The organism is Lagierella sp., assembly GCF_029983815.1.
GTDB lineage: Bacteria > Bacillota > Clostridia > Tissierellales > Peptoniphilaceae > Mediannikoviicoccus.
The window spans coordinates 56,126-81,250 of record NZ_JASBYU010000007.1 but is presented as its reverse complement, the minus strand read 5'-3'; the positions used below and the strand labels follow the sequence as shown (position 1 = coordinate 81,250).

General features: G+C 32.6%; 26 protein-coding genes and 3 tRNA genes. 4 read left to right on the top strand and 25 right to left on the bottom strand.

Annotated elements, in window-relative coordinates; genetic code table 11:
* Positions 1 to 199 precede the first annotated feature (199 nt).
* From Q1K37_RS04520 to Q1K37_RS04510, 3 genes are all read left to right on the top strand, one after another.
* Positions 200 to 275, top strand: a tRNA-Phe gene (locus Q1K37_RS04520).
* A gap of 9 nt (positions 276 to 284) precedes the next feature.
* Positions 285 to 359: transfer RNA gene (locus Q1K37_RS04515), tRNA-Gly, on the top strand.
* A 4-nt stretch (positions 360 to 363) separates the two neighbouring features.
* A tRNA-Cys gene (locus Q1K37_RS04510) sits at positions 364 to 437 on the top strand.
* A 51-nt stretch (positions 438 to 488) separates the two neighbouring features.
* Here the strand turns inward: Q1K37_RS04510 and Q1K37_RS04505 are convergent.
* The 17 genes from Q1K37_RS04505 to Q1K37_RS04425 form a co-directional block, all read right to left on the bottom strand.
* Positions 489 to 1,757, bottom strand: a complete 1,269-nt coding sequence (locus tag Q1K37_RS04505; RefSeq protein WP_300409820.1) for a DNA polymerase IV — start codon at positions 1,755 to 1,757, stop codon at positions 489 to 491.
* Positions 1,758 to 1,897: 140 nt separating this feature from the next.
* Positions 1,898 to 2,746 carry a bifunctional 5,10-methylenetetrahydrofolate dehydrogenase/5,10-methenyltetrahydrofolate cyclohydrolase gene (locus Q1K37_RS04500; RefSeq protein WP_300409817.1) on the bottom strand — a complete coding sequence of 283 codons (849 nt, stop codon included), beginning with the start codon at positions 2,744 to 2,746 and terminating at the stop codon, positions 1,898 to 1,900.
* A complete protein-coding gene (locus Q1K37_RS04495; RefSeq protein WP_300409815.1) occupies positions 2,746 to 3,222 on the bottom strand; it encodes a metallophosphoesterase in 477 nt (158 codons plus the stop codon). The genes Q1K37_RS04500 and Q1K37_RS04495 overlap by 1 nt, the downstream gene beginning before the upstream one ends.
* Positions 3,200 to 3,808, bottom strand: a complete 609-nt coding sequence (gene rdgB / locus Q1K37_RS04490) for an RdgB/HAM1 family non-canonical purine NTP pyrophosphatase (RefSeq protein ID WP_300409813.1) — start codon at positions 3,806 to 3,808, stop codon at positions 3,200 to 3,202. Before rdgB ends, Q1K37_RS04495 begins: the two co-directional genes overlap by 23 nt.
* Positions 3,805 to 5,229 (bottom strand): Asp-tRNA(Asn)/Glu-tRNA(Gln) amidotransferase subunit GatB, encoded by a 1,425-nt coding sequence (gatB, locus tag Q1K37_RS04485; protein WP_300409810.1) that lies wholly within the window; start codon positions 5,227 to 5,229, stop codon positions 3,805 to 3,807. The genes rdgB and gatB overlap by 4 nt, the downstream gene beginning before the upstream one ends.
* The gene (gene gatA / locus Q1K37_RS04480; protein ID WP_300409825.1) at positions 5,219 to 6,622 is read right to left on the bottom strand and encodes an Asp-tRNA(Asn)/Glu-tRNA(Gln) amidotransferase subunit GatA; all 1,404 of its coding nucleotides are present in this window, start codon (positions 6,620 to 6,622) and stop codon (positions 5,219 to 5,221) included. Before gatA ends, gatB begins: the two co-directional genes overlap by 11 nt.
* Positions 6,622 to 6,906, bottom strand: a complete 285-nt coding sequence (gene gatC, locus Q1K37_RS04475; RefSeq protein WP_300409808.1) for an Asp-tRNA(Asn)/Glu-tRNA(Gln) amidotransferase subunit GatC — start codon at positions 6,904 to 6,906, stop codon at positions 6,622 to 6,624. The genes gatA and gatC overlap by 1 nt, the downstream gene beginning before the upstream one ends.
* A gap of 32 nt (positions 6,907 to 6,938) precedes the next feature.
* Positions 6,939 to 7,811: a DNA glycosylase gene (locus tag Q1K37_RS04470; RefSeq protein ID WP_300409805.1), complete on the bottom strand. Its 873-nt coding sequence runs from the start codon at positions 7,809 to 7,811 to the stop codon at positions 6,939 to 6,941.
* 23 nt (positions 7,812 to 7,834) lie between these two features.
* Positions 7,835 to 9,094, bottom strand: coding sequence for a Glu/Leu/Phe/Val dehydrogenase (locus tag Q1K37_RS04465; protein ID WP_300409802.1), 1,260 nt, complete (start codon positions 9,092 to 9,094; stop codon positions 7,835 to 7,837).
* The gene (locus Q1K37_RS04460) at positions 9,094 to 9,387 is read right to left on the bottom strand and encodes a glutaredoxin domain-containing protein (protein ID WP_300409799.1); all 294 of its coding nucleotides are present in this window, start codon (positions 9,385 to 9,387) and stop codon (positions 9,094 to 9,096) included. The genes Q1K37_RS04465 and Q1K37_RS04460 overlap by 1 nt, the downstream gene beginning before the upstream one ends.
* Positions 9,387 to 10,781, bottom strand: a complete 1,395-nt coding sequence (locus Q1K37_RS04455) for a glycine--tRNA ligase (RefSeq protein ID WP_300409797.1) — start codon at positions 10,779 to 10,781, stop codon at positions 9,387 to 9,389. The genes Q1K37_RS04460 and Q1K37_RS04455 overlap by 1 nt, the downstream gene beginning before the upstream one ends.
* 302 nt (positions 10,782 to 11,083) lie before the next feature.
* Positions 11,084 to 11,560 carry an ATPase gene (locus Q1K37_RS04450; protein ID WP_300409794.1) on the bottom strand — a complete coding sequence of 159 codons (477 nt, stop codon included), beginning with the start codon at positions 11,558 to 11,560 and terminating at the stop codon, positions 11,084 to 11,086.
* Between the two features lie 80 nt (positions 11,561 to 11,640).
* Positions 11,641 to 12,114, bottom strand: a complete 474-nt coding sequence (gene coaD / locus Q1K37_RS04445) for a pantetheine-phosphate adenylyltransferase (RefSeq protein WP_300409793.1) — start codon at positions 12,112 to 12,114, stop codon at positions 11,641 to 11,643.
* Positions 12,092 to 12,661: a 16S rRNA (guanine(966)-N(2))-methyltransferase RsmD gene (rsmD, locus tag Q1K37_RS04440; RefSeq protein ID WP_300409791.1), complete on the bottom strand. Its 570-nt coding sequence runs from the start codon at positions 12,659 to 12,661 to the stop codon at positions 12,092 to 12,094. Before rsmD ends, coaD begins: the two co-directional genes overlap by 23 nt.
* A gap of 8 nt (positions 12,662 to 12,669) precedes the next feature.
* The gene (gene recG / locus Q1K37_RS04435) at positions 12,670 to 14,694 is read right to left on the bottom strand and encodes an ATP-dependent DNA helicase RecG (protein WP_300409789.1); all 2,025 of its coding nucleotides are present in this window, start codon (positions 14,692 to 14,694) and stop codon (positions 12,670 to 12,672) included.
* A gap of 83 nt (positions 14,695 to 14,777) precedes the next feature.
* Positions 14,778 to 16,409 carry a DAK2 domain-containing protein gene (locus tag Q1K37_RS04430; protein ID WP_300409787.1) on the bottom strand — a complete coding sequence of 544 codons (1,632 nt, stop codon included), beginning with the start codon at positions 16,407 to 16,409 and terminating at the stop codon, positions 14,778 to 14,780.
* On the bottom strand, positions 16,390 to 16,776 hold the full coding sequence (locus Q1K37_RS04425; RefSeq protein ID WP_300409785.1) for an Asp23/Gls24 family envelope stress response protein: 387 nt from the start codon (positions 16,774 to 16,776) through the stop codon (positions 16,390 to 16,392). Before Q1K37_RS04425 ends, Q1K37_RS04430 begins: the two co-directional genes overlap by 20 nt.
* Before the next feature lie 205 nt (positions 16,777 to 16,981).
* Between Q1K37_RS04425 and rpmB the strand changes: the two genes are divergently transcribed.
* The gene (gene rpmB, locus Q1K37_RS04420) at positions 16,982 to 17,179 is read left to right on the top strand and encodes a 50S ribosomal protein L28 (RefSeq protein ID WP_300409782.1); all 198 of its coding nucleotides are present in this window, start codon (positions 16,982 to 16,984) and stop codon (positions 17,177 to 17,179) included.
* 173 nt (positions 17,180 to 17,352) lie between these two features.
* Here rpmB and Q1K37_RS04415 read toward each other — a convergent pair whose 3' ends face one another.
* From Q1K37_RS04415 to rsmB, 8 genes are read right to left on the bottom strand one after another with little or no spacing between them, the layout of a single operon-like run.
* Complete coding sequence (locus Q1K37_RS04415; RefSeq protein ID WP_300409779.1) at positions 17,353 to 17,976, bottom strand: thiamine diphosphokinase; 624 nt, start codon at positions 17,974 to 17,976, stop codon at positions 17,353 to 17,355.
* A complete protein-coding gene (gene thiT / locus Q1K37_RS04410) occupies positions 17,976 to 18,524 on the bottom strand; it encodes an energy-coupled thiamine transporter ThiT (protein ID WP_300409777.1) in 549 nt (182 codons plus the stop codon). Before thiT ends, Q1K37_RS04415 begins: the two co-directional genes overlap by 1 nt.
* Positions 18,514 to 19,191 (bottom strand): ribulose-phosphate 3-epimerase, encoded by a 678-nt coding sequence (rpe, locus tag Q1K37_RS04405; protein WP_300409775.1) that lies wholly within the window; start codon positions 19,189 to 19,191, stop codon positions 18,514 to 18,516. Before rpe ends, thiT begins: the two co-directional genes overlap by 11 nt.
* Positions 19,191 to 20,057, bottom strand: coding sequence for a ribosome small subunit-dependent GTPase A (rsgA, locus tag Q1K37_RS04400; protein WP_300409772.1), 867 nt, complete (start codon positions 20,055 to 20,057; stop codon positions 19,191 to 19,193). Before rsgA ends, rpe begins: the two co-directional genes overlap by 1 nt.
* Complete coding sequence (gene pknB, locus Q1K37_RS04395; RefSeq protein ID WP_300409769.1) at positions 20,057 to 22,024, bottom strand: Stk1 family PASTA domain-containing Ser/Thr kinase; 1,968 nt, start codon at positions 22,022 to 22,024, stop codon at positions 20,057 to 20,059. Before pknB ends, rsgA begins: the two co-directional genes overlap by 1 nt.
* A complete protein-coding gene (locus tag Q1K37_RS04390; RefSeq protein WP_300409766.1) occupies positions 22,021 to 22,752 on the bottom strand; it encodes a Stp1/IreP family PP2C-type Ser/Thr phosphatase in 732 nt (243 codons plus the stop codon). Before Q1K37_RS04390 ends, pknB begins: the two co-directional genes overlap by 4 nt.
* A 12-nt stretch (positions 22,753 to 22,764) precedes the next feature.
* Positions 22,765 to 23,799 (bottom strand): 23S rRNA (adenine(2503)-C(2))-methyltransferase RlmN, encoded by a 1,035-nt coding sequence (gene rlmN / locus Q1K37_RS04385; protein WP_300409763.1) that lies wholly within the window; start codon positions 23,797 to 23,799, stop codon positions 22,765 to 22,767.
* A 24-nt stretch (positions 23,800 to 23,823) separates the two neighbouring features.
* A complete protein-coding gene (gene rsmB / locus Q1K37_RS04380; protein ID WP_300409760.1) occupies positions 23,824 to 25,125 on the bottom strand; it encodes a 16S rRNA (cytosine(967)-C(5))-methyltransferase RsmB in 1,302 nt (433 codons plus the stop codon).

The following is a 25,125-nucleotide window of genomic DNA, read 5'->3' as shown; positions in this document are numbered from 1 at the left end:
TATAGAGAAATAATACAAAGTAAGAAAATTGTGAGCCCAGATAGCTCAGTCGGTATAAGTAAATGGCCGATTTCTCACAAGAAATCGTGGCAGTGACTTAGGCTCTGCGTCGGTTTTACAAGAAGCAGAAAAAGAATGAGCTTTTTTAAAAAATGGATAAATAAATATAGAGAAATAATACAAAGTAAGAAAATTGTGAGCCCAGATAGCTCAGTCGGTAGAGCAGAGGACTGAAAATCCTCGTGTCGCTGGTTCGATTCCGGCTCTGGGCACCATGGAAATATGCGGAAGTGGCTCAGTGGTAGAGCATCGCCTTGCCAAGGCGAGGGTCGCGGGTTCGAATCCCGTCTTCCGCTCCAATAAGGCGACATAGCCAAGTGGTAAGGCAAAGGTCTGCAACACCTCTATCCCCGGTTCAAATCCGGGTGTCGCCTCCATATCACGCATATCATTTTGATATGCGTGATTTTTTAATTATAAAAGTATTTTTACTTTTGATACATCCTCTTTTGTTCTGCTATATAGGTCGAAGGCATTATAACCATTTCTCTTTTATCATCGGGAATATACCTCTTAAGCATCATATTGCAGTATATTACAGATTTTTTTCCAAATCTTCCACGTATTTTATATATCGCATTTTCAAGATTTACCATTTCCTCATGTTCTTTCACATCTTTTAAAGCAGTAATTTGATAGGAAGTATTATCCCTTATTATATTTGTCGCTCTTATTTTCACTGCTCGTATATTATAATCCCAACTATATTCTTTAAACAATTCCATAGCCACCCTTATTATCTCAATAGATGATGAAGTTGGATACTCCAATCTGGCTGTATAGTTTCTGCTCTGTAATTTATTATCCCTAATACTTATAGATATCCCTGTTGCCAAAAAACCATGCTCTATAAGCTTTTCAGATACTTCTTGACATAATTCCATCAATACAGATTGAACGCTACAGGAATCCTTCATATCTTCTACTGTAGTTATCCCCCTTCCTATACTCTTAATAGGCGGTTCATAATAATAGTCTGTCACAGGAGTATTATCTTTTCCATTTGCCCAATTTCTTATTCTTATTCCATTTATACCTAGCATCTTCTTTATAATACGTTCATCTGAATTTGCCAATTCTCCCAAAGTATATATTCCTATACTAGAAAGCTTTCTCTGAGTTGCTGGTCCCACCATAATCATGTTGCCACATCCTAGAGGCCAAACAATATCTTTAAAATTATTTTTAGTTATTTCGGTAGTAGCATCTGGCTTTTTTAAATCACTACCCAATTTAGCAAATATTTTATTATAACTTACTCCAATACTCACAGTTAATCCAAAACTTTCCCTTACTATTTTTCTAATACAGTCTGCAATTTCTTTACCAGACCCAAATAATCTTTGAGACCCTGTAACATCTAGCCAACATTCGTCCATTCCAAAAGGTTCTACTTGCTTGGTAAAACTATAATAAACTTTTTGCACCCTATCAGAATAATATAAATATTTTTCGTAATTTGGAGGAACAACTATCAGATTGGGACATTTTTTCATAGCCTGCCAAATAGGCTCACCTGTTTTGACTCCATCCATCTTTGCTTCAGGAGTCTTTGCCAAAATTATCCCATGTCTATCCTCTTGATTCCCTCCCACTGCAAAGGGTTTACCCCTATACTTCGGATAATTTAAAAGTTCCACAGAAGCATAAAAAGAATTTAAATCACTATGAAGTATTACTCTCTCTTTCGAATTCATAATATCACCACTCGAACATATGTTCTGTTAATATTATAAATCCCCTTCCCCCCATATGTCAAATATGTATTTCAAAAATTAAATACTGAAATCTAAAAAAGAAGCACTCATCCCTTTGAGCACTTCTTTCTCTTATTATCCTATAAACTTTTTTCTTTTGCCTGTACTATTTGATCCATGAGTAATGTAGAGGTTATTTTTCCAACACCACCTAATCTAGGGGTAATTCCTTTTACAAAATCTTTAAGATCTTCAAAATCCGCATCTCCAGAAAGTTTTCCTTCTTCGTCCATAGACACTCCAACATCTATAACAATAGAATCTTGTGTCAAAAACTCTCTAGTTAGAGACTTTGCTCTTCCCGTTGCAGAAACTACCACATCCGCTTCTTGAAGAACCTTCTTTAAGTTTTTAGTCCTAGAGTGACAAATAGTAGGAGTACCATTTTTATCTAACACCATCATAGCCATTGGTCTACCCAAGACCATAGATCTATTGACTATGGCAACGTTTTTGCCTTCTAATTCGATTCCATAATGCTCTAATATTTTCATAGCTGCATAAGGTGTTGCTGGTTGAAATGAAGAAAAGTCTCCTTGGAAAATCTTAGCTAAATTTGTAGGTGTCATACAATCGACGTCTTTTTCCCATGAAACGGTCTGTTGAATAACTTCTTCGTCAATATGTTTAGGAAGAGGCCTAAAGATAATCATACCTGTAACTGATTCATCTTTGTTTAAATTTTCTATCTCTTCTTTTAGTTCTTCAGTTGTCGTAGATTCTTTTAACAGCACCTGTTTAATTTCAATTCCATATTTTTCGCCCTTTTTTATTAAACTCTTTTCGTAAGAAATATCATTTGGTTTTTCACCAACTCTTACTATAGCAAGCTTAGGTGTGTTATTACTGTCCTTCAATTTTTTAACTCTAGAAATTATACTCTCTTCCATTTCTAAAGCCAAGTCGTTTGATGTCAAAATCCTATCCATTAATCTTCCTCCATAATAATTCTTTTTGTCTTAAGATTTTCAGTATCGAAAATCACATATCCCTTATCGTCTCCAAATCTGGGATAGCTAGGACTACCGGGATTTAAAAATAAAATATTTTCCGTTACTTCTTTAAAATAGACATGGGTATGTCCAAATAATACAACTTGAGCACCTGCTGTAATGGCTCTAAACTTTAAATTTGTCAATCCTGAATAAACATTGTACTTATGCCCGTGTGTAATAAAAAAGTCAATTCCCCCTATATTTATAAACAATTCAGAAGGTTCATCAGTTACTACATAATCATTATTGCCTCTAACTAGGTATATTGGCTTTTGTGTTATTTTACCAATATCTCTTCCATCATCTGAAAAATCACCTAAATGAATTATCACATCAACTTTATGAAGTAGCAAACTTTTTGCTACTTGTTTGTAACTTCCATGGGTATCACTTATTATTCCTACTTTCATCTACAATGTTCACCAGCAATTCCTTTAGTTTTTTTAATGCTTTAGCCCTGTGGCTAAAAGCATTTTTCTCTTTAATAGATAACTGTGCAAAAGTTTTCTTTTCCTCTAAGGGGATAAAGATACTGTCGTATCCAAATCCCTTATCACCAATTTCTTCTTCTGCAATAGTACCTTCACATACCCCATTTACAACATGACTTATTCCTTTGTCATCTATAAGATATAATACTGTTTCAAAAAAAGCAAATCTATCTTTTGAATTTTCCAACTCTTTCAACAATTTACTTCGATTTTCCTTATCAGAAGCATTTTCCCCTGCAAACCTTGCAGTATATACTCCAGGAGCGCCATCTAAATCCCTTACAAAAAGACCTGTATCATCTGATAAAATAGGCTTTGAAAGCTTTTTAAAGACATAATCAGCTTTAATTTTTGCATTTCCTTCTAAAGTAGAAGCTGTTTCTTCTACTTTACTCATATCAACTAAATTTCCAACTCCAATTACCCTTATACCCAATTCTTTAAGGAATTCTTGAATTTCCTCAATTTTACCTTGATTATGAGAAGCTACTATAAGTTCCTTCATTGTATCTTCTCTCTTATAAGTTCATTAAATCTTTGAGGATTTCCTTTGCCCTTAGACATTTTCATACATTGTCCCACTAAATATCCAAAAGCCCTGTCTTTTCCATTTTTTATATCTTCGATTGACTGAGGATTTTCTTCTAATACCTTATTTACTATTTCTTCCAATTGACTGTCGTCGTTTAGCTGGATTAATCCATTTTCCTTTACATACTCTTCTGGGTCAAAATTTTGTTCAAAAAGAGTTCTTAAAACTTTTTTACCAGTATTGTTATTTATCTTTTTCTCCTTTACTAATAATAAAAGCTTAGAGAAATTTTCAACTGACATCTGTACTTCTTCAAAATCTATTTCAGCTTCATTTACTCTACGAAGTACATCTGAAAGCAACCAATTACTTGTTAAAACGGGATCTTGAGTAAGTTTTGCACTTTTTTCAAAATAGTTTGATAGTGCAATACTTCTAGATAAGATATCCGCATCATATTCTGGTAATTTATACTCTTCAATAAATCTTTCCATCTTCTCATGAGGAAGTTCTGGAAGGTTTTTCCTTACATTTTCTATAAATTCATCGCTTAAAACCGTTTTAGTAATATCCCCCTCTACAGAAAATCTATAATCATTTCCCTCTTCTTTTTTACGCATAGGAATTGTAGAGTTTGTACTTTCATCCCATCTTCTGGTTTCTTTAACCCCTTTTTCAGACTTTGAAGCCATTTCCAAATGTCTTTTTTCTTCAAATTCAATAGCTTTTTCTACAGCTTTAAAGGAATTCAAATTTTTGATTTCAGAAATTGCAGTCTTAAAGCTGTCATCCTCTGCAACAATATTGATATTGACATCACATCTAAGGGATCCTTGTTCCATCTTTACATCGGAAATACTTAAAAATCTTAGAGTCTCCCTAAGATTTGTCAAAAATTCCTTTGCTTGTAAACCAGATTGCATATCAGGCTTTGAAACAATTTCAATTAGAGGTACTCCTGCACGGTTATAATCCATTAATGTATTCCCGTTTTCGTTATGAATGGATTTTCCTGTATCCTCTTCAATATGGATACGCTCCAAACGAATTTTTTTATTTTCTCCCCCATTTGAAATTTCTATATATCCTTCCGTACAAAGGGGTTGGTCTTGTTGGGTTATTTGATATCCTTTAGTCAAATCCGGATAAAAGTATTTTTTTCTATCCATTTTAAACTCTTGATTTATTTTACAATTAAATGCTAGGCCTGCCATTGTAGCATACTCTACTGCTCTTTTATTCATAAGCGGAAGAGCTCCTGGGTGACCTAGACATATAGGGCATACAGATGTATTGGGTGCAAGTCCAAATTGATTCTTACAACTACAAAACATTTTACTCTTTGTACTTAGCTCAACGTGAATTTCAAGACCTATTAAAGTTTTATAATTCATTTCTTATACTCCTCTCAAGTGAATATGCCGCTGAAAGTATCTCTTTATCTTCAAACCTATTACCAATAAATTGAAGAGATCCAGAAATTCCTTTTCTTATAGGTACAGATATCGCACATAGTCCACATAGATTTACAGGTACATTAAAAGTTCCACTATCATAAACGGCAAGAGGGTCATCTACTCTTTCTCCAATTTTATATGGAAGATTTGTAGCGGTAGGCGTTAGAATAAAATCTACCTCATCAAATTTTTCTTGAAACTCCTTCGATAAAAGATTCCTTACTTTTTGTCCTTGTTTATAAATCTTTTGATCTGAGTCTGATGCTAAAAACATTGTTCCCAAAGCTATCCTTCTTTGAACTTCTTCACCAAAAGATTCGGTTCTAGTATTGGTATATAGTTCATCTGTTGTATTATAGTCATCAGTTAAATAACCAAAGCGAATACCATCAAATCTAGACATATTACTACTTACTTCACTTGCCATAACAACGGTATAAATTGAAGTAGAATATTTTAGAAATTCGAAATTCAATTCGACCAAATCCGCACCTAAATCCCTTATTAAGTTTAAAGAATTTAAATAATCTTCCTTAACCGTATCATCAATATCAAATAAATTTAAATCTACAATTCCAATTTTTTTGTTTTTAAAATCATAATCCTTGTCTATTTCTATATCAAGATTTTCTTTATTAGTAGATGTCATATCCATTTCATCATGACCACCAACTATGTTCAAGGTTTCAACAACATCTTCAACATTTTTTGAAAGGATTCCGACCTGATCTAAGGTGTTAGCCATGGAAACCACACCACATCTAGATATGCTTCCATAACTTGGTATATATCCAATAACATTACAATATTGAGCAGGCTGTCTTACAGATCCCCCTGTGTCTGAACCAAGGGAGATAACCGCTAAATCGGCAGCTACAGAAGCAGCAGAACCCGAAGAGGAACCTCCTGGTACCAATTCAGGATCTAAAGGGTTCCTGGTTGGTCCATAGTAAGAAGTTTCTGAAGAACTTCCCATAGCAAACTCATCCATATTTACCTTACCTAGAATAATAGCTCCTTCATCCTTTAGCCTTTTTACAACTGTAGCATTAAATACAGGATTGAAATTTTCAAGCGCTTTAGATCCACAAGTCATCCTAAGGCCTTTATATGAAATATTATCCTTTAGAGTTACAGGAACTCCATAGAGTCTTCCCTTATTCTTTTTATTTTTTAATTCTTCAATTTGTGACTTTACATCCTGCTCATCAAAAGTTATAAAAATATTTAAATCAGAAGAATCCTTAATCTTTTTAATCAATTCTTCATAGAACTCTTCTAAATTCAATTCATCTTTAATAAAATTGTCTCTTAATTCTTTTATCTTCATCATTCTATTACCTTTTTTAACCTAAAATAACCATATTCTCTATCAGTAGCATTTTTTAAAGCCTCTTCTCTATCCAAGCTGTCCATAATCACATCATCTCTAAGTGTACTATTATGATTTTCAACAATCTCTAGCATATCGATGTTTTCAGTGTCCACCTTTAAGATATCAGAAGAAAATTCCAATACTTTATTAAACTTTTCCTCCATCTTCTCCAATTCATCATCTTGAATTTTTAAGTGGGCAAGCTGATAGATCCTTTTTACCTCATTTTTATCAATCATATTAACTCCTATCCAAAATTTGAAAAACAAAATTATTTTCCAATCTTATTTTCTCGACCATAGTAAAATAAATACTGTTGGGCAAATCCAGCATATTCTCCAAAGATTTTATCGGCTACGACACCAATATTCTTTTTAGTCGTTTCCTCGCCTATATATAATGTTTCCATTACCCTTTTAATCCAAACATCCACAGGAAAAGTCTCAGTCTTTCCATAGGAAAATAGCATTATACAAGAAGCAACTTTTGGACCAATTCCCGGTAGTTTTATTAATTCATCAAAAAGTTTTTTAGAGTTATAGACAGTTGATTCTTCTATATTAAATTCCTTAGATTCTATTAGCCTTGATGTATCAACAATTCTTTTATCTCTAAAACCAACTCTACAAATTTGTCTTAAATCATCAATCTTTGCTGAGGAGAGTTTTTTACTAGTTGGGAAAGAATAATATGTCTTTCCCCTATAATCTCCAATTTCATCCCCGTATTCCTTGCAGATTATATCGATAGATTTTTTTATCCTACTAATTTGATTGTTGGCTGAAATGATAAAAGAAATAATCGTTTCAAAGGCTTCTTGATTTAAAATTCTTATACCATAACCAAAATTTAAGGCCTTAATCATGGTTTCATTGTTAGCTAAGCTACTCTTAATCAAATCATAATCTCTATTTAAATCAAAATAATCTATCCAGATATTGTTAAAATCTTCTTCGCTAACATTATCAAGTATAATATTATCCTCTTCTTGTTTAACATTTATAACTCTATTGAATGCAACATTGGTATAGGAACCATCATCATTTTTTTCCCATCTAAAGGCCTGACCACATTCAAAAATATGCTTTGGATTAAAATTTTTGTTTTTAAATACTACTTTATTATCCTTTGCAATATAATCCATTAAATAAAATCCTTTTTCAATATCTAGTACCATCCTCTATATTTCATGGCTTCACTGATGTTTTTCAAAGAATATATATAAGTCGCTTCTCTAAGAGAGACATTTAAATTTAACTTTTCTTTCCAAATATTTTCATATGCAGTGTCCATGGATGTATTTAATTTCTCAAATACTTCCTTTTCTTCCCAATAATATCCATATAGATTTTGTACCCATTCATAATAAGAAACAGTAACTCCTCCTGAATTAGCAAGAATATCAGGAACTACTAAAATACCTCGATTATTCAATATCTCATCAGCAACGGAAGTTATAGGCCCATTGGCTCCCTCAACTATTAACCTAACATTTAAATTTTCAGCTATTGTTTTAGTAACTGAATTTTCTAAAGCAGCAGGAATCAAGATATCTGCATTCAACTTCCAAAAATCTTCTGATTTTATCTTAACTGCATTAGGATAGTCGATAAGAGAACCCTGTGTAGCCTTATATTTTTTTAAATCATTATAGGATAATCCCTCTTTAGAATACAATCCATATTCTCCAAAGGTTTTATCCCATTCTAATAATCCAACAATTCTAGCACCCATCTCCTCAAGGTATTTAAAAGTAAAGGAACCAACATTTCCAAAACCTTGAATAATAACAGTACTAGAATCTAAAGATAAGTCTATAGAATCAGCTGCCTTTTTTGTTATTATGGCAACTCCTAAACCAGTAGCTTCAGTTCTACCTTTAGAGCCTCCCAAAACTAGAGGTTTTCCAGTCAATATCCCTGGGGTAAATTCTTTTTTCAATTTGATATATTCATCTAACATCCATCCCATTATCTTGCCATTTGTGTTGACATCTGGAGCTGGTATATCTATCTTTTCCCCTAAATAGTCATATAGACCCTGTATATAACCTCTCGATAGCCTTTCTAGTTCCCCTTCGGATAATTCGGTAGGGTCAACTATTATTCCACCCTTCCCACCTCCGTAGGGCAAATTCATCACAGAACATTTAAAACTCATCCACATGGACAAGGCTTTAACTTCATCTACTGTGACTGCAGGATGAAACCTGACTCCTCCCTTACTAGGTCCTAAAACATTACTATGACACGATCTATATCCAATAAAGGTCTTAACCTGTCCATTATCCATTTTAACAGGTATAGAAATCTCTATAACTCTCTGAGGACTTTTCAAGATTTCATATGCATTACTATCGATATTGCCTAAATCACAAGCTTTTTTTAATTGTAATCTAACATTTTCTATTGGATTTAACTCTTCCATTAACCAATTGTTTCCTTCCCATCATAATTATTTTTTACATAGTCGATTACTTCATCTACATCAAATGAAATCTTATCTTCATCTACAAAATAGAAACAAGGAATCCCGATAATGCCTTCTTTTTTTATACTATCAAATTCACTTCTACTATCTCTCAATGCTAGAAATTCCTTCAATCTAACAATTGATCGCATTATATCTCTATAATTGTGTTTAATACCGTGCTCTTTTAACTTGTCACTGGCAGGCTTACACATGGGACATTCAGTTCCACCATATACTACAATATTCATTAGAATTTTAACCTCTCTTCTATAATGTCTGCTAAATCCGAAATCTTAACTCTTTCTTGTTCCATGCTATCCCTATGGCGTATGGTCACAGTCTCATCTTCTAAAGTATCAAAATCAACGGTTATACAGTAAGGAGTTCCAGCCTCATCCTGTCTTCTATACCTTTTACCAATTGAACCAGAAACATCGGTGTCCACATTATAAAGCTTAGATAACATTTTATACACTTCATCACTTTTATCGGTCAATTTCTTAGTCAATGGTAAAATTGCAGCTTTATAAGGAGCTAAGGCAGGATGTAATTTTAAAACATTTCTCGTAGAACCATCTTCTAACTCTTCAATTTCAAATGCATCACATAAAAAAGTTAAGAACATTCTATCTACACCTACAGATGGTTCTACACAGTATGGAACGTACTTTTCATTTGTAGTAGGATCCATGTAAACAAAATCCGCATTACATGATTCAATATGCTGATTTAGATCGTAGTCGGTTCTATCAGCAATTCCCCACAACTCTCCCCAACCAAATGGGAATTTATACTCAATATCCGTTGTAGCAACACTATAAAATGAAAGCTCTTCCTTGCCATGATCTCTAAGTCTCATGTTCGCTTCGTCAATACCAAGGTTTGTTAAGAAATCTTTACAATAGCTTCTCCAGAAATTAAACCATTCTATATCTTCTCCAGGTTTACAGAAAAATTCCAACTCCATCTGTTCAAACTCTCTAGTTCTAAAAATAAAGTTACCTGGAGTAATTTCATTTCTAAAGGACTTTCCAATTTGAGCTATTCCAAAAGGAACCTTTTTTCTACTAGTTCTTTGAACATTTTTAAAGTTTACAAAAATCCCCTGAGCAGTTTCTGGTCTAAGGTATACTTCAGATGTGGAGTCTTCAGTAACCCCTTGAAATGTCTTAAACATCAAATTAAATTTTCTAATATCCGTATAATCGAATTTACCGCATTTTGGACAAGGAATTTGTTCTTTATTTAAAATATCCATAAGTTCCTCATTAGATAATCCATCTAATCCAGTTAACTCCTCGCCCTTTTCATTTAAGTAGTAGTCTTCTATGACTTTGTCCACTCTAAATCTTGACTTACAAGCTTTACAATCGATAAGTGGATCCGAAAAGCCACCAACATGTCCAGAGGCAACCCATACATCTGGATTCATTAAAATAGCAGCATCGATTCCCACATTATTTTCTATCTCTTGAACAAATTTTTTCCACCAAGCTTTTTTAATATTATTCTTTAGTTCTACTCCAAGGGGACCATAGTCCCAAGTATTTGATAGACCTCCGTACACTTCTGATCCAGGAAATACAAATCCCCTCATCTTAGCCAAAGAAACAATATCTTCCATTTTAATATCTTTATCCATAATACCCCCCTATAATAATTCCTTAATCGAGTACTCCATTTAGAGTTTTCTCGAAACAATAAAAAAACTTCCGACTCTAGCCTAGGCTAGGGACGAAAGTTATCCGCGGTTCCACCCTAATTACGGCAAAAGCCGTCACTTAAAGATAAAAGCTCCAAGATTCCCCATGTTTTAACTATACCGAATTTTCACCATACATCAGCTCTCTTTAATAGTTTTGACACTTATTTCTCTTCACAGCTCTTATTAAATTGTACATATAATTTAAGGATTTGGATGAATAAGCTTCAAATTACCTAGTATTAATCGTTTCTTAATTCTTTTCTATCTTCATCTAAATCCGATAAAATATCCTTTAGCTTATCTTGTGTAGTAGCTAAAAGTTCATCAACATATGTCATAGATTCATTTTTAAGAATCATAGCATTTTTTTCTGCCTTAGTAACAATATCTTCAGCATATCTGTTGGCGCTTTTTGTGATTTCATGATCACTTATCATATTGTTAAAGGTTTCCTTTGCATCGTTTATGATCTTGTCCGCTTCTCTTCCAGCATTATTTTTAATCTCTTCAGCATCTCTTTCAGCTTCTGCTAAAATCTTATCCTTTTCTTCATTAACCCATTGAGCTTGTTTTATCTCAGCTGGTAGTCCTTGTCTTATCTGTTGTAATAGATGAAGAATGTCATCAGAATCAACCAATACTTTTTTGGAAAAAGGAACTGTTGATGCATCATCCAGTAAATCTTCTATTTCTTCAATAATTTGATTAACATCCATACAAATACCTCCAAATTTATAGTTCTGTTTCAATTATATAATAAAAGCCCCATATATACAAGATTACATTGAATAAACGGCTAAATTTCGATTTCTTTTAACATTTTATATGCTAAATCGGGAACCAATTTTTTAAAGTCCCCATTATAATGTACTATCTCTTTCACCAATGTTGAACTCACATGGGAATAAGAAGGGCTTGAAACCATAAAATAAGTCTCTATTTCTTCATTCATTGACTTATTCGTTAAAGCCATTTGCACCTCCGCTTCATAGTCGGAAATCATCCTTAAACCTCTTAATATATTATAGACCTGTAGTTTATCACATAGGTCAACTAATAGACCGTCAAAAATAACCACTTCGACATTTCTAAAATTTTTACAGGCATCCTCAATTATTTTCTTTCTTTCCTCTTCATCGAAAAGATAGTTTTTCCTTATATTGTTGAGAATAGCTACATAGACTTTGTCAAATTTTTTTGTAGCTCTCCCAATTATATCCAAATGACCTAGAGTAATAGGATCAAAACTACCTGGATAGATTACTTTCATCTTCTTCTCCTACACCTAAAAAATAAATTCTCTTTTTACCATATTCTTTAACTTTAATTATATCATAGCCTTCTATATTTAAGTCCTCTTCAGCTTCAATTATTATAACACCATCGTCTCTTAATAGACCATGTTTTTTAATAAAATCTAGACTTTCATAATATAAAGAAGCATTTTGATAAGGAGGATCAATAAAAATATAGTCAAAAATATGCCTATCGGATTTTAAATTAAATAAATTTCTAGTATTTTCTCCATGATATAGGCTAGCTTTTTCCGTTAATCCAGTATGTCGTAAGTTTTCTTTAATGCAATTGATATTGGTCCTACTCTTGTCACAAAAAGCCGCAAAATCCGCCCCTCTGCTTAAGAATTCTATACCTATGCCACCTGTACCAGCAAAGAGATCTAACACCTTAGAATTTGGTGAAATACTGTAGAGTGAATCAAAGATTGACTCTTTAATTCTGTCTTCCGTCGGCCTAGTATACTGATCCCTTGTTCCATATAGACGCATTCCCTTTTTACTTCCTGATATAACTCTCATATTACTCCTTAATTAAAAATTATTTCTTTTTCAACACTCTGGGAATATCTATCTAGTTCTCTACTTAATCCTCGATATTCCTTGGTATTAAGAAAATTGTTTTCTACTATTTCTTTAGTTAAACTCTGTATTTTTTCAAATAATTCAATATCCCTGAAAAAATCGACTAACTTAAAATTCATATCCCCTGATTGACGCACACCTATTACATCTCCAGAACCTCTCAATTCCAAATCCTTCTTCGCAATTAAAAAGCCATCATTGGTGCTTTCCATAATCCTCATTCTCTGTCTTGAAATCTTATTTCTCGACGAATTAATTAAAATGCAATAGGATTGAAACTTTCCTCTACCAACCCTTCCTCGAAGTTGATGAAGCTGTGAAAGCCCAAATCGTTCTGCATTATATATTACCATTGTGTTGGCATTGGGTACATTTACTCCAACTTCAATTACCGTTGTAGAAAATAAAATTTTAATGTCATTTTTAATGAAACTTTCCATAACCTTATCCTTGTCTCTCGGGTTCAATGAACCATGTACAAGTCCAGTTTTTATATTTCGAAAATATTTCCCATTTAATCTTCCATATAGATCCTCTACTGAAGTAAGATTTAAACTTTCAGATTCTTCAATCAATGGGCAAACAATATAACATTGGCGACCTTCTTGGACCTGTTTTATCAAAAATTTCATTATCCGTTCTTCATATTCCATTCCTACAGCATAAGTCTCAATCACTTTTCTACCTTCTGGTAGTTGATCTATTGTGGATATGTCCAATGAACCGTATTTAGCTAAAGCTAAAGTTCTAGGGATTGGGGTCGCAGACATTACTATGGTATCAACATTTCCCTTTCCCGTTAAAATCGCCCTTTGTTTTACACCAAATCTATGTTGTTCGTCCGTTATAACAAGACCAATATTTTCAAAGGTTACATTATCTTCTAAAACCGCATGGGTTGAAACGATTATATCAATTAATCCTTTTTGTATATCCGAGACCATTTGCTCCTTGTTCTTTTTTGAGAGAGATCCCTTTAGTAGCCCCAATCTAATTCCATATCCCATAAAAATATCTCGAAGACTCTCATAATGCTGTGTTGCAAGAATCTCCGTAGGCGCCATTAAAACCGACTGATAGCCATTAAAGTAAGCATTTAAAATGCCAATCGCTGCGGTAATGGTCTTCCCAGAACCTACATCCCCTTGAACTAATCTATTCATTACAAATGGAGAACTCATATCCTCTAATATCTCTTTTACTACCCTATTTTGAGCTTTAGTTAATTTAAAGGGTAATTTTTCTATGAATTCATAAATATCAGAAAAAACCTTAAAGGATATGCCCTTTTTATTACTTTGAGAATAGTTCATATCTAAATAAAGTTGATAGATCAAAAGCTCTTGGAATTTTAGTCTATACAATGCTTTTTGCAGTAAGGCTTTCGATTTTGGAAAATGTATATTAATTATTGCCTGCCTTAAATCCATAAGATCGAATTTTTTTATTATCGATGGTGGTAAATTCTCCTCTATAGGATAATTCTTTATGGTGTATTCTAAAAAATTTCTCAAATCCCTTTGAGTAAGTCCCTTAGTCAAAGGATAGACAGGAACAATTTTTCCGAGATTGTTTCCCAATTTCTCTTCAACGATTGGATTTGTCATCTTTAATAAGTTTTTATATGACTCTACTTTCCCAAATGCAAATATCCAATCCTCAACTTTGTAATTATTTGAAATATACGGTTGATTAAACCAATTTAGTTCAATTTTATGAGTTCCATCAGTAGCCTTTACTGAGGAAATGCTTTTTCGCCCCCCGATATATCTTGTGTTTATATTATTAAGAATCTCTAATTTCAAAAGAGCATCCTCTTGTCCATAGGCTTGCTCTATGGACTTAACTTCTCTCCTATCTTCATATCTAAAAGGGTAATGAGCCAATAGATCCTCAACCGTTTCAATTTTCAAGAGTTTCAAATATGCTTTTTTCTTAGGGCCTAGTCCCCTAATTTCATCTAATCTCATTTAATCACTTATCCAAATTTTGATTTGTTACTTGAACATTGAAATTTAAAATTAAAAAGCCCTACAGATGTAAGGCTTTAAGATTATTCTATTGAAATTATATAATAGTAAAGAGGTTGTCCCCCTCTGATAAACTCCACATCAATGTCCTTATACACTCTTTGTAGCTTTCTTTCAAGCTCATTAACCATTTTATCTTCCACTTCAGATCCATAGTAAACAGTTAACAAACCAGTTTGGTCATCTACGACCTTTTCTAAAAGTTCCAAAGTTGTCTTATTTAATTTCTTGCCTGCAGCAATTATCTTTCCGCCTTCTAAACCGATGATATCATTTTTCTTTATTTTGAAACCATCAAGTTCTGTATCTCTAACAGAGAAAGTAACTTGAGCTGTTCTGACAGATTCTAAAGCTCCTGTCATTTCCTCAAAATTCTCCTCTGGACTTTTAGTCTCATCAAAGGACAATAAAGCTACTACTCCTTGAGGAACCGTCTTAGATTTTAATACATGCAAATTCTTGTCAGAAAGCTCTTTAGCCTGTTCAGCAGCTAAAATTATATTTCCATTATTTGGAAGAATGAAAATATCTTTTGCATTAATTTTATTAACGGCTTCCAATATAGTTTCGGTAGAAGGGTTCATTGTTTGTCCACCAGAAATTACTTGATCCACTTCCAACTCTTTAAATAGCTTTTCGAAACCATCGCCTGTAGAAATGGAAATGAAACCATAATCTTTTGTCTCATCTGGATTATTATATGGATCAAGATATTTATCGGCTTCTGGCCCCATTACAATATGGGAATGTTGAATTCTCATATTATCAATTTTAATATCCTTCAATTGACCTAGTTTCAAGGCTTCTTCAAGGACTTTTCCAGGATTGTTAGTGTGGATATGAGTTTTTATTAAACCTTCTCCTCCTACCACCAATAGACAATCTCCAAGATTAGAAATTTTATTTCTATAGTTTAAATAATCCCCATCTTTAGATTCAATTAGAAATTCTGTACAATAGCCAAATTTAATATCGCCTTGTACTTCAGATTGATGGCTAGGTTCTGTCTTTTGACTAATAGAACTAGCTTCGTCTTTATAGTTAGTTAAATTATCATGGTTTAAAGCTCCTTCAAGCATCACAACCAATCCTCTTCCTCCGGCATCGACTACACCAGCTTGTTTTAAAACAGGTAATAGATCTGGAGTTGTATCTAGAACTCGAGATGCCTCTTTAAGTATATCCTTAAAGAATTCTACAACGTCAGTATATTTTTCATAATTAGCTTGAGCAAATTCACCAGCGCCTCTTATCACCGTTAAAATAGTACCTTCTGTTGGCTGCATAACGGCTTTATAGGCAACTTTATATGCACTTACCATAATATCCTTTAACACTATAACATCTATACTTTTATTTTCACCTATACCTTGGGAAAAGCCTCTTAGAATTTGAGATGTTATAACCCCAGAATTTCCTCTAGCCCCCATTAGAGAACCATTGCTGAAAGCTTTTGCAATTTCTCCAATGTCTTCAGATTGAGTTTGATTCAAATTGTTTAAAGCTGACTTTAAAGTCAAAGACATATTTGTACCAGTATCCCCATCTGGAACTGGAAATACATTTAAACTATTTAATTCCTGCTTATGATTATCAAGATTATAGTAAACACCTGCTAAAATCTTTCTTAGCAGTTTACCATCTATTATTGACATTCTTAACCTCCTGATTTTGGAGTCTAATATCTCTAACAATTACATTTATTTTATCCACATTGATACCAGTTTCATGTTCAACCTGAAATTTTATAGTATCAATTATATTTTCGCAGACTACTGCGATTTGAACTCCAAATTCTAATATTACTGAAAGATCTATATTAATCTTATTGTCTTGAATTTTCAAAATTATACCTTTAGAAAGACTTTCTTTTCCTAGTAAGGTCAAAATACTTTCAGATGCAGAAGCATTGACTAAGCCTACAACTCCATAACATTTCATCGCTGCTTCACTAGCTATAGTTGCTATCACTTGATCATCTATTTTAATTAAACCAAGTTCATTTTTTATAAAAGCTGACATAATTCCTCCTTATTAACAACAACTACTATTGTAAATTATTCCAGTCTTAATGTAAATAAGTCACTTCTTTGAATTATACCCAATAGTAGTTTCCTTTAACTCCTCTCTTTATTCTACACCATTTTTAATAAAATTTGCAAAGACAATCTAATTTTGTTATAATACTTTTGTTATTATTCAATAAAAGTTGACAGGGGGTGTAACAATGTCAAGAAAATGCGATATCTGCGGTAAAGGCAGAACATTTGGAAGCAACCTTACTTTCTCTCATAGAAAGATCAATAGAAGTTGGGCTCCAAATATTAGAAAGATTAAAGCTGTAGTTGATGGAAAAACTAAAAAAATAAATGTTTGTACTAGATGTTTACGTTCTGGTAAAGTTGAAAGACCTCAAAACTTTTAATGACACTCTCGCATATAAGTGCAAGAGTATCTTAAAGGGTAATCTAGTCTATAATTAAAAATACCTGTACAGGTATTTTTTTATTACAAAATAAAAAAAGATTCAACAATTCTTTACATAGTCTTTAAAAACTTTTCCGTCAATTTCAAAGAAAAATTCCTAGTTCTAGATTTCTAGTCTCTACTTTCTATAATTAATGCACTGCCTTCAATTTCTAAAAGACCAGTGCCTTTGTTCAAAACATTACTTAAAAATCTACTCTGTGAATATTCAAGGTTCAACTGTTCAGTTTTATAAAAAAATCCTTCTGTCGTAACTTTTACACCATCTTCTAAGGGTATTACGGATACATAGTCGTATTCCCTATCGATTTCGTTTACATTCTTCCCATATCTAATCCTATTATTGTTATCAATAATAAACCCTTCAATCCCCAGCTCATATAACCTTTTAAGCAGTGAGACATTTGAAAGAGTATGGTCCATTCTGCTGCCAATCCCACTTAATATATATATAATTTTAGCCTTACGTTCAATCGCTAGCTCCACAGCTGCATGGGTATCAGATACATCCTTAATAGGATTTAGAGTTAGGACTTTTTCTATATTCTTTGATTTTAGTAGACTTTTATCTATAATTGAATCAAAATCACCTAAGGCATAATCCATACTAATATTATTATTTACTAATAATTCAACACCCTTATCTACACCAATTATAAGGTCTGATTTCTTCGTATATTTTAACAAAAGGGAGGCATCTATTAAATTGCCTCCCGTTACAATTGTTCCCTTCATTACAATCTGTCTTTAACCCTTGGATAAATAATAATTATTAAAATAATTGCGATTATCATGTTTGGAATAGTGTAAGTTCCATTATAGATTAGTGAACCAATAAAAAATGGTTTGTCCTTAGGTAAATATTCACTGAAATAAACCACACCTGATATAACTGCAGATAACATTCTAAGCAATGTTGCTACAACTGTTCCTAGGATTAAAACTGCGTAGTTAACTTTACCGTTATTTTCTAATTTGTTTGAAAATAAGCCTGTTAATCCTAACATAGCATATGCTAAAGGATAGTCTAAAATAAATTGTAATGGATTTAAGAAAAACGGATCTAATGCAAAATCCAATAAACCATAAAGAGCTCCTAATACAATACCCTTTTTCCAACCCCATCTAAAGCCAAAAATCAATAGTGGTACATAACCTCCTAGGGTTATAGACCCTCCTTGAGGAAGTTCCATTAGCTTAAATGTGTTTAAAATAAAGGTGAGAGCTAACATAATACCAGCTTCAGTAACAAATCGAGTAGTACTTCTTTTACTATTTTCCATTATTAACACTCCTTAAAATTTTATTGTATTTATTAAGTTTTTCCTGCATCAAATTTAAATCTTCAGAAAATACATCAGAACCAGAGACAAATAAATCAATTCCTAGATCCAATAGATTGTCAATATTTGTGGTTTTTACTCCTCCATCAACTTCTAGAAGTATCCTTGGGTTGTGAATATTTATTTGGTCTTTAATTCTTTCAATTTTAGAAATCTGTGAATTTATAAAACTTTGACCTCCAAAACCAGGATTTACGGTCATTACTAAAATCAAATCCAAATAATCCCAAAGATAGTCTAATACTTCAATTGGAGTTCCAGGATTTAAAGATATCCCTGCTTTTAAACCCATTTCCCTTATCTGTTGTAAGACCCTTAAAGGATGCTTAGTTGCCTCGTAATGTATGGTAATATAATCACATCCCGCTTCTTTAAAACTTTCAATGAAATTTTCTGGTCTATCAATCATCAAATGTGTATCGAATATAAAATCATACTTCTTTCTTAAAGTTTTTATCACTCCTGGTCCAAATGAGATATTTGGAACAAAATTACCATCCATAACGTCTAGATGTAAATATTCAATTTCATTTTCCTTTAAAAGATCCAGTTGTTCTGAAAGATTGTAAAAATTCGCTGAAAGTAGCGAAGGTGCAAGAAAACTCATTAATACCCCCTTAAATTTTTAAACTCTCTTAAAATTCTTAAGTAGTTCTCATATCTATAATTACTTATCTTATTTTCTCTTATGGCATTTTTAACAGCGCATGCAGGTTCATTTTCATGAACACAATTATTGAACTTACAAGAAGTACTATATTTTTGAAATTCCCTAAATCCATAGGACACATCTTGTTCACTCTCTAGAAAATCTAAGGATAAAGCTGAAAAACCCGGTGTGTCTATTACATAACTATCCTTATCAATCCTTGAAATTTCTATATGTCTAGTGGTGTGTTTCCCCCTTGAAGACTTGGTACTTATCTCCCCAGTCTCAAAATTAAAGTGGGAAAACACCCTATTTAAAGTTGTAGATTTTCCCACTCCCGATGGTCCTGTCACCACTGTGGTCTTATTTTTAAACAGCGGTAAGAATCTTTCGCTATTATCTTTTATATTAGAATTCAAATATATATCATATCCAATCTCGGAATAAATACTTTTGACTCTTTTGCTATATTCCTCATCAACTAAATCTATTTTGTTAAAGATAATTTTAGTTTCTATACTAGAAAGCTCTAGCATGAGTAAATACTTATCCAAGAGATATAAATTTAAATCTGGTGAAGAGAGGCTCATAATAACAAGAACCTGGTCAACATTCGAAATTGGAGGTCTAAGAAGTTGATTCTTTCTGTCATAAACTTTATTAATGTAAGCAGTTCCATCTTCATTTATTGAAATATCAACTTCGTCTCCAACTATCGGTTTTACATTATTGTTCCTAAACAACCCTCTTGCCTTACAAAGATACACTTTACCGTCTTTTTCAACATAATATATTCCCCTATGGGACTTGACTATCTTAGGCATTATTCTATGGTCTCTCCACTATATATTTCGTCATTTACATAGACATTATAGCTTTCACCTTGTTTTACATTTAAAGTAATGTTGGCATCGCCTCTAGCAGTATCCAATTGTCTATTGTAGACATTTATTTCTCGATCGCCGTCAATCTTCTCAATTCTAACATTGTATGGTCCTGGCGAGATGTCTGCAACCCTTATTCTAAAGGTATAGGATACAGTCTTATTAGTCGGAGTAGTATCACTTGGTTTTGTCTCCGGTTCAGTAGGTTCTTCTTTAGGACCTGAGCTTACTTCCAATGTGACAAGAGAACCCTTTTTAACCATAACTCCATTGTCCACACTTTGACTTATTACTACGCCCTTGTCTATGGTTTCACTAGAAATTTCTTCAATATTATATTTTAATCCAATATCTGCAAGTTTTTGTGTGGCTTTTTGTACATTCGTTCCTGTAACATTTATCATAGGAACAGTGTCATCTTCCTTACCCTTCGAAACAACTAATTCAACAGTTGAGTTCTTTTTAACCGGTTCACCAGCTCCAGGTTTTTGACTTATAACATAACCTTCATCAAAGTTATCGCTAAATGAATCTTTTATTTCAACTTGAAGACCTAAATCTTCTAAAGCAGATATTGCATCGTTCTTTTTCCAATTGGTAAAGTTTTTAAGGATTATATCCTCTTCTCCACCACTTACGTAAACTTCTATCTCTTTTCCTCGTTCCAGTTCAGTGCCACTTTCTGGATTTTGTTCAACTATCAGACCTTCTTTTTGATCTGATTCAACTGTTCCCATAACCTTTAATTTTAAATCAAAATCTAAATCATCTAGTTGTTGTTGAGCTGCCTCTACATCTATTCCAATAAGAGGAGGTGTCTTTATGGATTTCGATTTAAAAATATCACCATTAAAATACTTATAGGCAAAAATGGATCCACCTACCACCAATAGTGCAAGGATAATAGGAAGTATATAGGTTGTGAAGAAACCTCCCTTTTTTTCTTCTTCCTCTGGCTCTTCTTCTTTTTTCATATTGTATACCGCCTTTTCCTCTTTTTTATCCTTATTTAAATCCTGTTCTTTTACAACGCCTATTCTTTCAGTTTTATCAAATTTATCTTCTTCGTCCCTTTTAAAATTTCTAAAGTTTAAAAGGGCCATCTTCATTTCTGTAGCAGAATTAAATCTCTTGTTAGGATCCTTATCCATGGCTTTTAAAATGATATCATTAAGTCCCTTAGGGATTTGGGAATTGATACTATTTGGTTCAATTAACTGATCCTGGATATGTTTTAGTGCTATACCTACAGCATTTTCAGCATCGAAGGGAACTCTACCAGTTGCCATCTCATAAAGAACAACTCCCAAAGAATAAATATCAGATTTCTTATCTATGAATTTTCCCTTAGCTTGTTCTGGTGAAATATAGTGAACTGTTCCCAAGACTGTAGATGTATAAGTTATCGTTGCAGAAGATGAAATCCTTGCAATCCCAAAGTCTGTAACCTTAGCTGTATTATCCTTATCAATTAAGATATTATGCGGTTTTATATCTCTATGCACTACACCATTCTTGTGGGCCGCTTCTAAAGCTGACGCTATTTGAAAGCCAATATTTGCAATAAACTCAGGTTCCAAAGGACCTTCTTCATTTATCAAATCCTTTAGAGTCTTACCGTCTATATATTCCATAACAATATAGTTGTATCTTTGATCATTGACTACAGCATTTCCGACATCGTATACAGAAACTATATTGTGATGGGAGAGGGAAGCGGCTGACTGAGCTTCCATTGCAAACTTTTTAAGAAACTCATCATCATCCATAAATTCATCTTTCAATACCTTTATGGCAACATATCTATTCAGTAATTTGTCCTTTGCCTTATAGACAACGGCCATTCCACCAATACCGATATTTTCTTCTATTAAATATCTATTTCCGAGAGTTTGACCTATCATCATTCTTCCCCCTTATGTTTATATAGTGAAATCGTGATATTATCGTGACCGCCTCTTTCAAGGCTCAAGTCGATTAATTCAAACACTCTTTCTTCCAAGCTTAAATCTTTAGATATTATCTCTTCAATTTCATCATCTGCTACTAATGAGTTTAGACCATCAGTACATAAAAGTACAATGTCTCCCTCATGAATCTCCAAAGATGTAATATCTGGTTTTACTCTTTCTTCCGCCCCTAAACTCTTTGTTATAACATTTTTTCTACCATAATTTTTTGCCTCTTCCTCAGTTATGGTTCCTGATAGAAGTAAGTCATTAACTAAAGAGTGATCTCTAGAGACCTGTTTAAAGCCAAAGGAGTTTTTTAAATAGGCTCTACTATCTCCTACATTTAAAATATATAAGTAATCCTCATAGATTAATGCAGAAACAATTGTAGTACCCATATTAGATAATTCTTCGTTATTATTGGATTCTTCAAAAATTATTCCATTGGAATAGTTGACACAATCCGTTAAAAAACTTGTGATATCCTTACAATTTTCAAAATTTTCCTTAAAGTAATATATAAAGGACTTTACAGCTAATTCGGAAGCAATCTCTCCAGCATTATGCCCTCCCATACCATCTGCTACAACTAGCAAGGCTATATCACTATCTATGTAATTATCATAGTAATCTTCATTTAATTTTCTTTGTAAACCAATGTCGGTGGCAGAAAAATAACTCAAAACATCACTTCCTTATTTTTTATTTCTTTGGGATCTCAATTGTCCACAAGCTCCTTCAATATCTTTACCCATACTCTTTCTTATAGTGGTATTGATTCCCCTTTTAACCAATTTGTTTTTAAAGGATTCTAAATCCTTATAATCGGTACTAGGTTTTCCAAATTCATCAATTGCATTTAAGGGAATTAAATTTAAATGAAAGTTTCCACCCTTAAACAACCTCTCCAATTCTTCAATATGGCGCTTACTATCATTTATCCCCTTTATCAAGGTATATTCAAAGCTTACCCTTCGACCAGTTTTATCAAAGTAGTTTTTAGCACTTTTCATTATATCATCAATGGAATACTTAATATTCACTGGCATAATCTTGCTTCTTTCTTCATCGAAGGGATTATGAAGAGAAATAGTTAAATTGATAGGCAAGTTTTCCTCCGCAAGCATATCCATTTTATGTGCAAGGCCACAAGTAGATAGGGTTATATTCCTTATTGAAAGGTTATAGCCCCGCTCATCTGTAATTAACCTAATAAATTTAACGACATTTTCGTAGTTGTCTAAAGGTTCACCTATTCCCATCAAAACAACATTATTAATCTTTAGATTTTCAAACCTTGAAACAAAATATACCTGTTCTAGAAGTTCTGCAACTTGCAAATCCCTTTCGTATCCTGCCTTAGTAGAAGCACAGAATTTACAACCCATTTTACAACCTACTTGAGATGAAATGCACAATGTGTTTCTATTAGGATACTTCATTAATACAGTTTCAATCAAAGCACCATCTTCTAATTCAAAAAGATATTTTGTCGTACTATCAAATTTTGAACTAAATTTGTCTAGTAGCTCAATTTGTAGAATCTTACCATTTTTATTTAGGCAATCCTTTAAATCCTTTGATAAATTTGTAAAACTCCCAAAATTATTATAAAGCAAATTATGAATTCCTTCAAAAATTTGATTACCTCTAAATTTTTGAATATTTAAAATTTGCATTTGTCTTGCTAAATCTTCGCGACTTAAATTATTGTATATAATTTTAGACATATTATCTTACATCATTATAACATACTACTTACTAAGTTTTTTATACTTCGAAATGAAAAATCCATCCGTGCCTTTTTCATAGGGCATCAATGAAAGATAGGGTATTGAATTATTTCTGTATTCGAAGTTAACACCTTGAATATTTTTGTAGTTTTCAAGGAAAAAATCTCTTTGATTTTCATTTTCCTCTTTAAAAATGCTACATGTGCTATAGACGATGTAACCTCCAATCTTTAGATACTTTATACAATTTTCCATTATTGTTCTCTGGGTTTTTATTAATGAATAGATGTCTGTAGCTGTCCTCTTTATTTTTATTTCCGGATTTTTCCCAACAATTCCTGATCCAGAGCATGGAGCGTCAAGCAAAATATAATCAAAGGATTCCACTAATTCCCTTTGAAATATTTTTGCGTCAAAATTATCATATTCAATATTAGTACAACCTAATCTATGGGCGTTTTCCCGTATTTTTTTCATTTTATGAGAATATAAGTCATTTGCCAAAATTTTTCCACTATTCTTTGTCAATTCCGAAAGATGGCATGTCTTTCCTCCTGGAGCAGCACATATGTCGAGAATATTGGAATCAGTTTTAGGCCCTAAAACCAGACTTGCCAAAATAGATCCTCCACCTTGAACAGTGAAAAGACCATCTTTAAATAAGTCAGTTTCAAAAATACCCTTTGGATTTTTTACTATCAATGCATTATCTAAAAAATCATGTTCTTCAACCTGATAATGAAGACTTTCAATCTTTGATTTTAAATGATCAGCACTGGATTTTAATCTATTTATACGAATTACAAAATCTGGAACATTTTTGTAGGATTCAAGAATTTTTCTAATAGTTTTAACCTTATAGTCCCTTGACAAAAATGAGTAAAAATCATCCCCTACTGAATATTCCAACTTCAATCTCTCATTTACAGAAGGTATTTTTGATATTTTAGCCTTGACATCTACCTTATCTATATTTCTTAAAATAGAATTTACTAAACTTTTATATCTACTCATATTAAAGTATTCACAGGACTTTAATGCCTCATTTGTTATTGCGTATGGTGGAATTGAATCCAAATAAAACTTTTGATATATACCTAATTCCAATATGGTATTTACAACTAAGGGAAGCTTTTTACTCGGATTATCAAGATATTTTTCAATTATCCAATTTAATAGTATTTCATTTTCCACCACACCATACACAAATTGTCTAACCAAAGCAAGATTTAATTTTTCAGGAGTTTTTTCTAATAATTCTGAAGAATATCCTCCATTTTTGATTTTTACAATAACATCTACTGCAAAGTTTCTCTCATTCAT

Excerpts from the sequence above, each read along its gene's own strand:
- coaD (WP_300409793.1), bottom strand. The coding sequence starts at position 12,114 with ATGAAAGTAATCTATCCAGGTAGTTTTGATCCTATTACTCTAGGTCAT.
- gatA (WP_300409825.1), bottom strand. The coding sequence starts at position 6,622 with ATGAAGATAAAAGAATTAAGAGACAATTTTATTAAAGATGAATTGAAT.
- Q1K37_RS04505 (WP_300409820.1), bottom strand. The coding sequence starts at position 1,757 with ATGAATTCGAAAGAGAGAGTAATACTTCATAGTGATTTAAATTCTTTT.
- Q1K37_RS04460 (WP_300409799.1), bottom strand. The coding sequence starts at position 9,387 with ATGAATATTGTAGTATATGGTGGAACTGAATGTCCCATGTGTAAGCCT.
- rlmN (WP_300409763.1), bottom strand. The coding sequence starts at position 23,799 with ATGTCTAAAATTATATACAATAATTTAAGTCGCGAAGATTTAGCAAGA.
- pknB (WP_300409769.1), bottom strand. The coding sequence starts at position 22,024 with ATGATGATAGGTCAAACTCTCGGAAATAGATATTTAATAGAAGAAAAT.
- recG (WP_300409789.1), bottom strand. The coding sequence starts at position 14,694 with ATGAGATTAGATGAAATTAGGGGACTAGGCCCTAAGAAAAAAGCATAT.
- gatB (WP_300409810.1), bottom strand. The coding sequence starts at position 5,229 with ATGAATTATAAAACTTTAATAGGTCTTGAAATTCACGTTGAGCTAAGT.
- rsgA (WP_300409772.1), bottom strand. The coding sequence starts at position 20,057 with ATGCCTAAGATAGTCAAGTCCCATAGGGGAATATATTATGTTGAAAAA.
- Q1K37_RS04415 (WP_300409779.1), bottom strand. The coding sequence starts at position 17,976 with ATGAAGGGAACAATTGTAACGGGAGGCAATTTAATAGATGCCTCCCTT.
- Q1K37_RS04495 (WP_300409815.1), bottom strand. The coding sequence starts at position 3,222 with ATGAAAGTAGGAATAATAAGTGATACCCATGGAAGTTACAAACAAGTA.
- rsmD (WP_300409791.1), bottom strand. The coding sequence starts at position 12,661 with ATGAGAGTTATATCAGGAAGTAAAAAGGGAATGCGTCTATATGGAACA.
- Q1K37_RS04430 (WP_300409787.1), bottom strand. The coding sequence starts at position 16,409 with ATGTCAATAATAGATGGTAAACTGCTAAGAAAGATTTTAGCAGGTGTT.
- rpe (WP_300409775.1), bottom strand. The coding sequence starts at position 19,191 with ATGAGTTTTCTTGCACCTTCGCTACTTTCAGCGAATTTTTACAATCTT.
- Q1K37_RS04500 (WP_300409817.1), bottom strand. The coding sequence starts at position 2,746 with ATGGATAGGATTTTGACATCAAACGACTTGGCTTTAGAAATGGAAGAG.
- Q1K37_RS04425 (WP_300409785.1), bottom strand. The coding sequence starts at position 16,776 with ATGTCAGCTTTTATAAAAAATGAACTTGGTTTAATTAAAATAGATGAT.
- thiT (WP_300409777.1), bottom strand. The coding sequence starts at position 18,524 with ATGGAAAATAGTAAAAGAAGTACTACTCGATTTGTTACTGAAGCTGGT.
- Q1K37_RS04465 (WP_300409802.1), bottom strand. The coding sequence starts at position 9,094 with ATGGAAGAGTTAAATCCAATAGAAAATGTTAGATTACAATTAAAAAAA.
- rpmB (WP_300409782.1), top strand. The coding sequence starts at position 16,982 with ATGTCAAGAAAATGCGATATCTGCGGTAAAGGCAGAACATTTGGAAGC.
- gatC (WP_300409808.1), bottom strand. The coding sequence starts at position 6,906 with ATGATTGATAAAAATGAGGTAAAAAGGATCTATCAGCTTGCCCACTTA.
- Q1K37_RS04450 (WP_300409794.1), bottom strand. The coding sequence starts at position 11,560 with ATGGATGTTAATCAAATTATTGAAGAAATAGAAGATTTACTGGATGAT.
- Q1K37_RS04470 (WP_300409805.1), bottom strand. The coding sequence starts at position 7,811 with ATGGATTATATTGCAAAGGATAATAAAGTAGTATTTAAAAACAAAAAT.
- Q1K37_RS04455 (WP_300409797.1), bottom strand. The coding sequence starts at position 10,781 with ATGGATAAAGATATTAAAATGGAAGATATTGTTTCTTTGGCTAAGATG.
- rsmB (WP_300409760.1), bottom strand. The coding sequence starts at position 25,125 with ATGAATGAGAGAAACTTTGCAGTAGATGTTATTGTAAAAATCAAAAAT.
- rdgB (WP_300409813.1), bottom strand. The coding sequence starts at position 3,808 with ATGAAGGAACTTATAGTAGCTTCTCATAATCAAGGTAAAATTGAGGAA.